Source organism: Herbaspirillum frisingense GSF30 (assembly GCF_000300975.2).
Taxonomy (GTDB): domain Bacteria; phylum Pseudomonadota; class Gammaproteobacteria; order Burkholderiales; family Burkholderiaceae_D; genus Herbaspirillum; species Herbaspirillum frisingense.
In genome coordinates, this window is sequence record NZ_AEEC02000051.1 from 23,797 (window position 1) to 30,185 (window position 6,389).

At 62.5% G+C, this 6,389-nt stretch carries 7 protein-coding genes; 5 read left to right on the forward strand and 2 right to left on the reverse strand.

The annotated features are described in order from the left end of the window. Nucleotides 1–2: 2 nt before the first annotated feature. The gene (locus HFRIS_RS22685; protein ID WP_006465357.1) at nucleotides 3–1,004 is read right to left on the reverse strand and encodes an ABC transporter substrate-binding protein; all 1,002 of its coding nucleotides are present in this window, start codon (nucleotides 1,002–1,004) and stop codon (nucleotides 3–5) included. A 479-nt stretch (nucleotides 1,005–1,483) separates the two neighbouring features. Continuing rightward, a complete protein-coding gene (locus HFRIS_RS22690) occupies nucleotides 1,484–2,455 on the reverse strand; it encodes a LysR family transcriptional regulator (protein WP_006465358.1) in 972 nt (323 codons plus the stop codon). 208 nt (nucleotides 2,456–2,663) lie between these two features. On the opposite strand from HFRIS_RS22690, the gene HFRIS_RS22695 reads away from it, so the two are divergent. The 5 genes from HFRIS_RS22695 to HFRIS_RS25060 form a co-directional block, all read left to right on the forward strand. Continuing rightward, nucleotides 2,664–3,848 (forward strand): NAD(P)/FAD-dependent oxidoreductase, encoded by a 1,185-nt coding sequence (locus HFRIS_RS22695; RefSeq protein WP_006465359.1) that lies wholly within the window; start codon nucleotides 2,664–2,666, stop codon nucleotides 3,846–3,848. Between the two features lie 15 nt (nucleotides 3,849–3,863). Beyond that, nucleotides 3,864–4,439, forward strand: a complete 576-nt coding sequence (locus tag HFRIS_RS24590) for a HutD/Ves family protein (RefSeq protein WP_006465360.1) — start codon at nucleotides 3,864–3,866, stop codon at nucleotides 4,437–4,439. Nucleotides 4,440–4,512: 73 nt separating this feature from the next. Then, a complete protein-coding gene (locus tag HFRIS_RS22705; RefSeq protein ID WP_006465361.1) occupies nucleotides 4,513–5,262 on the forward strand; it encodes an electron transfer flavoprotein subunit beta/FixA family protein in 750 nt (249 codons plus the stop codon). Between the two features lie 9 nt (nucleotides 5,263–5,271). Next, nucleotides 5,272–6,207, forward strand: a complete 936-nt coding sequence (locus tag HFRIS_RS22710) for an electron transfer flavoprotein subunit alpha/FixB family protein (RefSeq protein ID WP_006465362.1) — start codon at nucleotides 5,272–5,274, stop codon at nucleotides 6,205–6,207. A 4-nt stretch (nucleotides 6,208–6,211) separates the two neighbouring features. Beyond that, nucleotides 6,212–6,389 (forward strand): FAD-dependent oxidoreductase (locus tag HFRIS_RS25060; RefSeq protein WP_006465363.1); only part of this gene is annotated, 178 nt, incomplete at its 3' end.

The following is a 6,389-nucleotide window of genomic DNA, read 5'->3' on the forward strand; positions in this document are numbered from 1 at the left end:
CCTCAGAGGTAGGTGGTGTTGACCCACTGGCGTACCTGCGGCATGGAATCGACCTGCTTGAGCTTGACCAGCATCTCGGCCAGCTTTTGCAGACCCACGATGAAGTTGCCCGGGTCACTCATCAATGCCTTCTGGTCGGCCAGCGTGAACCACTCGGTCTGCTTGATGACGCCAAGCTGCTCTTCCATCGACAGCGAGGTCAGTTCAAGCAGGATGCGGGCGGACTCCTCCGGCTTTTGCGTGAGCATGGCGTTGGCCTCGAAGATGGCTTGCATGAAGGACTTCACGGCTGCCGGATTGTCCTTGCCGAAGCTGCTGCGGGTCAGCAGCACATCGGGGCCGGGTGACATCTTGTAGCTCTTGTAGAGCGAGAAGGCGCTGTCGTCGAACAGCAGCCTGGTACCGGGCAGGGCGCGGATGCGGTCGAAGGTCGGGGTCCAGGCGGCGGCGGCATCGATCTGGTTGGCCTTGTAGGCCGTGAGCAGCTCGGTGGCGGGCAGGTTGATGATCGCGACATCCTTGTCGGGATTGATGCCGGCCTGCGAAAGCACGTCCAGCAGCAGCACGTGGGCGCTGGAGGCATAGGTCACCCCGATCTTCTTGCCCTTGAGGTCAGCCAGTTCCTTGATCCCGTCACGCACCAGCAGGCCTTCGGCGCGGCCGAAGTTGTTGGGTGTGGCAATCAGCTGGAACTGACGGGCGCCGCTGGCCATGAGAGCCAGCGCCGAGACCACGCCGGTACCGGCGATGTCGACGTTGCCGGCCATCACCGCAGCCATGCGGGCGGAGGAGGTGGAGAAAGCTTGCCAGCGCAGATCGATGCCATGCTTGGTCATCAGGCCGGTCTTCATGGCGATGTAGGCCGAGTAGTGGCCCAGCCATGCCGAGCCGCCGTAGTTGATCACGGTTGGGGCAGCGGCGCTTGCCACGAGGGGGAGGCCGGCAGCGCCGGCGGCGGCCAGCGTGATGACCTGCTTCATGACCCTGCGTCGATTCTGGTTCATTGCTTGCTCCTTCAGATTGGATGTGAAATCTCTTGATGGACCACTTCAGACGCGGCTCGAGCAGTCGTCTGACCTGCTTGCGTCGCCGCCATGCCCTGGTCCTTCCCGCCGTGCTGGTCAATAGCAGCGACGGCGGGCCCCCGCAGGTGATGTGGCAGCGTCGATATTACTGATTCGTGACGACAGTCCGGTCCGCTTAAGAAAAACTAATACAAACTATCTTCAGCACTAATCTAGCTGCGCCGCAGCGGTGCGCCCGCGCCTCGCCGCCGTGCATGGTGGGCAGGCGCTGCACAAAAAGCGCTCATGGCCACCGGGCGTGCACGTCCAGCGTCTGCAGGCGCTGGATGGCGGCTTCGATCATCTGTCTTACGGGTAGCTAATGGCTGCCTGCTCATCCGTGTAGAGCGACTGGCACATTTGCATCTGTGGTGCGTGACTGTGCCAGCCAGGCCGTTCTTGAGGCGGCCATTGGCGGCCTATTTCCAGGAAAACGCGTCCTTGGGCAAGCCCGGCAAGGATTTGCGGATGGCAGGGGAGATCTTGTCTTGCAGTGCCTGGCGGGTGAGTGCCGAGATTTCCTCGGCCAGGCTGTTCCATTCGCCCTCGCGCGAGAGCAGGAAGAAGTTGCGGCGACCCAGCTGGCTGGGCGGCAGCGGCACCAGCACCACGTCCGGCAGGCAATGACGTGATTGCCACAGGCACAATGGCGTGGTGACCGCATAACCCATGCCCCAGGCGACCAGGTTGAGCATCGGGTCGGTGGCATCGAACTCCAGGCGACGCGGGGCATCGAGCTTGATGTGCCGCAGGTAGCGTTCGATCTGCTGGCCGATGACCGAGCGGCGCGTATAGCGCAGCAGGGGAAGGCTTTGCAGGGCTGCCTGGTAATCGTGACCGGCATCGGCATGCCGCTCGGCCACGCTTCTGGGAATCACGGCCACGAAGCATTCGGAGAACAGCAGGCGTTGTTCGATGCGCAGGTCGTTGACTGTCGATTCGGTGCACACGGCCAGATCGAGCTCACGTCGTTGCAGCTGTTCCGAAAGAATGGGCGTCAGTCCCGACCAGAGTGATATCTGTCGCGCGCCTTTGGCGATGGCCTGGACCAGTATCGGGCCCACGGTGGCGGAGAATGAATCCACGCCGCCCAGGCGGATTTGCGCTACCTCCGAGCGGGAAGCGTCGATCAGGCGCTCATTGACGCGCTGCGCGTGCTCCAGCAGATCCTGCGCCAGTTCCATGAGCAGGCGACCGGCCGCCGTCGGGCGGGAAGGGCGAAACTCTCTGTCCAGCAACACCATGCCGCTTTGGGTTTCCAGTGACTTGATCAACTGGCTGATGGCACTTTGCGTCACGCCCAGCTTGCGGGCGGCTTCGATCATGGAACCGCCTTCGCAGACGGCGACGAAAGCCTGGAGGGCGTGCAGGTCGAATGGCATGTCGGGCATGAAGCGGTCCTTTCGGAGAAAACAGGCAGTCGCCGGTTACTGCTCTGGCAGTTGTGCAGGGAGATCATGGAGCGAAAGCGCCACATGGTGCGTGATGATAATGCCCACTTCTTCAAAACATTAGTTTGTCTAATGCTGCCGCGATTGTCGATTTTTTCGGGTGACACTGCATGCCATTCTGATCGAAGAGGATGCTATGACCCCTGCAATGAACGCTTATGACGCCATCGTGATCGGTGCCGGCGTGATTGGTACTTCCACCGCTTTCCATCTGGCCCGGCTGGGTGCACGCAAGGTCCTTGTGCTGGATCGCAAGACCGTCGGTGAAGGCACGACATCGCAGTCTTCAGGCATTCTGCGGACCCACTATTCGGTCCAGGAAAATGTCACGCTGGCGCAGTTGTCATGGGATACGTTCAACAATTTCCCGGCCTATGTCGAGGATGAGGAGGCTTCCTGCGGTCTGGTCAAATGTGGCTACATGATCTGGGCCGCGGATGATGACAAGCTCGCTCCCCTGCGTGCCTCGCTGCAGGGGCAGCAGGCGCAGGGCATTGCGTTGCAGTATCTGGATGCCAGGCAGGCTGCTGAACTGCTGCCCATTGCCCGCTTCGACGACGCAGCACTGATCAGCTTCGAACCGGAGGCCGGCTTCGCCGACGCCTACCTGGTGGCTACCTCGTTTGCGCGTGCCGCACGGCGCCGGGGCGTAACGGTAAAAGAGGGCGTGAGCGTAGAACGGCTGCTTATCGAGAACGGCCGTGTGAGCGGTGTGCAGACCACTGCCGGGCGCTTCCTCAGCGACATCGTCATCAGCACGCAGAACATCTGGACGCCTGAATTGGCTGCATGGACCGGGCTCACGCTGCCGGTACGGCCGGAACGCCATACGGTGCTGGCACTGGAGGGACCGCAGGCTTACACCTTCCAGATGCCGGTCTTCAAGGACCTGGCATCCAAGGGCATGCTCTACGGACGCAGCTATGGCGGGACCCAGATGCTGGTCTCCGAGGGGGTGGCAGGGGAAACATTGGCTACGCCTGATACGGAACAGGGCGACGTATCCCTGGACGCCATCGTCGAAATTGGCGAACAGGTGGCGCAGCGCTTCCCCAGCTACGAGACGGCCGGCCTGGCGACCTCCTGGACCGGAGTCTATGACGTCACTCCGGACTGGAATCCGGTATTGGGTCACCTGCCTGGCGTGGAAGGCCTGGTCGCCGGGTTCGGCTTCTCCGGTCACGGCTTCAAGCTTTCGCCGGCAGTCGGACAAGTGCTGGCGCAGTGCGCCCTGGGGCTGCCCACGGAGGTCTCGCTGGCGCCGTATTCGATCGAGCGATTCTCGACCGGAAAACTGCTGGTGGGGAAATACGGTTCGGGTGCGGTCTCCTGAGGAGCCCACGCTGTCATGCATTTGCTCCTGCTCGACGAAGTCAGGCCCCAGCCCTGGCGCAACGGCGGTGGCGTGACGCGCCCGCTGGTCAGTGCGCGTGAGGCTGGCACGGTATCCACAGGGCCTGCTAGTGCCGACTGGCGCCTGAGTCTGGCCGATATCTCCGCCGATGCCGAGTTCTCGGTCTTTCCCGGCATGCAGCGCCATGCCGTCCTGTTGGGCAGCGGGGCGGTCAGTCTGGCCAGCAATGGCGCCGAGCCAGTGTGGGTGCGACCCTTGCAGCCCGTCAGTTTTCCAGGTGAACCACGTTGGCATGCGCGCCGCGAGCCCGGCAGCCTGGAACTGCGCTTCCTGAATCTGATGGTGCGTCGTTCCGTCTTGCGCGGTGAACTGCAGGTGATCGAATGCCAGCGACAGGTCCATGCGGGGACCGCCTGGGCCTTGCTGCCGCTAGCAGGGCGCTGGCAGTTGTCGGGCGACGTCATCGTTGGTGCTGGGCAGCTGGCCTGGGACGAGGGGAACGGCGGATGCCTGATGCAGCCACTGCAAGCCGATGCCAGCGCGGTACTGGCGCTGGTTCATTCCATCTGATCAGGTCGGATGCCGGACCGTCCATGCTCCGCGCATCGCCTGGTTACATTTCTTATGAGGCAGATACGAAGCCATGAAAATACTAGTCGCAGTCAAACGGGTGGTCGATTTCAATGTCAAGGTAAGGGTCAAGTCGGACGGCTCGGGAGTTGATATCGGTGCCGTCAAGATGAGTATGAATCCCTTCGATGAAATCGCGGTGGAAGCTGCCGTGCGTCTGAAGGAAGCTGGAGTGGCCACGGAGGTGGTGGCCGTTTCCTGTGGCCCGGCTGCCTGTCAGGAGACCTTGCGTACGGCCATGGCCATCGGCGCTGACCGCGGCATTCTGGTGGAGTGCGCGCAAGAGCTGCAGCCCCTGGCCGTAGCCAAGCTGTTGCAGGCAGTGTTCATGCGGGAACAGCCGCGCCTGGTGGTGGTCGGCAAGCAGGCCATCGATGATGACAGCAACCAGACTGGCCAGATGCTGGCAGCATTGGCGGGCATGCCGCAGGCTACCTTTGCCTCCCAGTTGCAAGTGGCCGAAGATGAAGTCATTGCTACACGCGAAGTGGATGGCGGCCAGGAAACCATCGCCCTGAAGCTGCCCGCGGTAATCACGACCGACCTGCGGTTGAATGAGCCGCGCTACGTCACCCTGCCCAACATCATGAAGGCCAAGAAGAAGCCGCTGGAGGTGCTCACTCCCCAGGCGCTGGAGATCGACGTTGCGGTCGGGCTGACCACCCTGAAGGTGGCAGAACCGCCTGCTCGCAGCGCAGGGGTCAAGCTGGTGGACGTCGCCGCTCTGGTCGCCAAGCTGAAAAATGAAGCCAACGTCATCTGAGGACTATCCATGTCAGTGCTGATCATTGTCGAACACGATAACCAATCACTCAAGAGCGCGACCCTGCATGCCGTGACGGCGGCCAGGGAATGCGGTGGCAACATTACCTTGCTGGTCTGCGGCTGGCAGTGCGAACCAGTGGCCCAGGCGGCCGCGAAGGTGGCCGGGGTGGCGCGGGTGCTGGTAGCAGACGCGCCCTGTTTCGCCGATGGCCTGGCAGAGAATGTGGCGGTGCAGGTGGTCACGTTGGCCGGGGCATTTTCCCACGTCATGGCCACGGCGACAGCGACCGGCAAGAATGTCCTGCCACGGGTGGCGGCATTGCTGGACGTGGCGCAGGTCTCGGAAATCACCAGGGTGGTGGATGCGCACACCTTCGAGCGGCCGATCTACGCGGGCAACGTGATTGCCACCGTCAGGTCTTCCGATCCCATCAAGGTAATTTCGGTGCGTGCTACTGCCTTCGAGGCGGCGCCCCCCGAAGGAGGACATGCCATCATCGAGGCGATCGCCGCCGTGGGAGATACAGGTCTCTCGCGGCTGATCTCGCGACAGACCATTGCGTCAGACCGGCCGGAGCTGGCGTCGGCAAGGATCGTGGTATCCGGCGGACGTGGTCTCGGTTCCGGCGCGCATTACGCGGCGCTGCTCGAGCCGCTGGCCGACAAGCTCAACGCGGCACTGGGTGCGTCGCGTGCGGCAGTGGATGCCGGCTATGTGCCCAACGATTACCAGATCGGCCAGACTGGCAAGGTGGTGGCGCCGGAGCTGTACATCGCCGTCGGGATCTCGGGCGCGATTCAGCATCTGGCGGGGATGAAGGATTCGAAGGTCATTGTGGCGATCAACAAGGATGCCGACGCACCGATCTTCTCGGTTGCCGATTATGGCCTGGTGGGAGATCTCTTCGAGGTATTGCCTGAACTGGTTGCGCAGCTGGGATAAGGCGATGACGATACAGAACGTGCTCGCACAATACGGCCCTCGCGAATCCATGGAATACGACGTGGTCATCGTCGGCGGCGGTCCAGCCGGGCTGTCGGCAGCGATCCGCCTCAAGCAACTGGCTACCCAGCAACATCGCGAGGTCTCGGTCTGCGTGCTGGAAAAAGGCAGCGAAGTCGGGG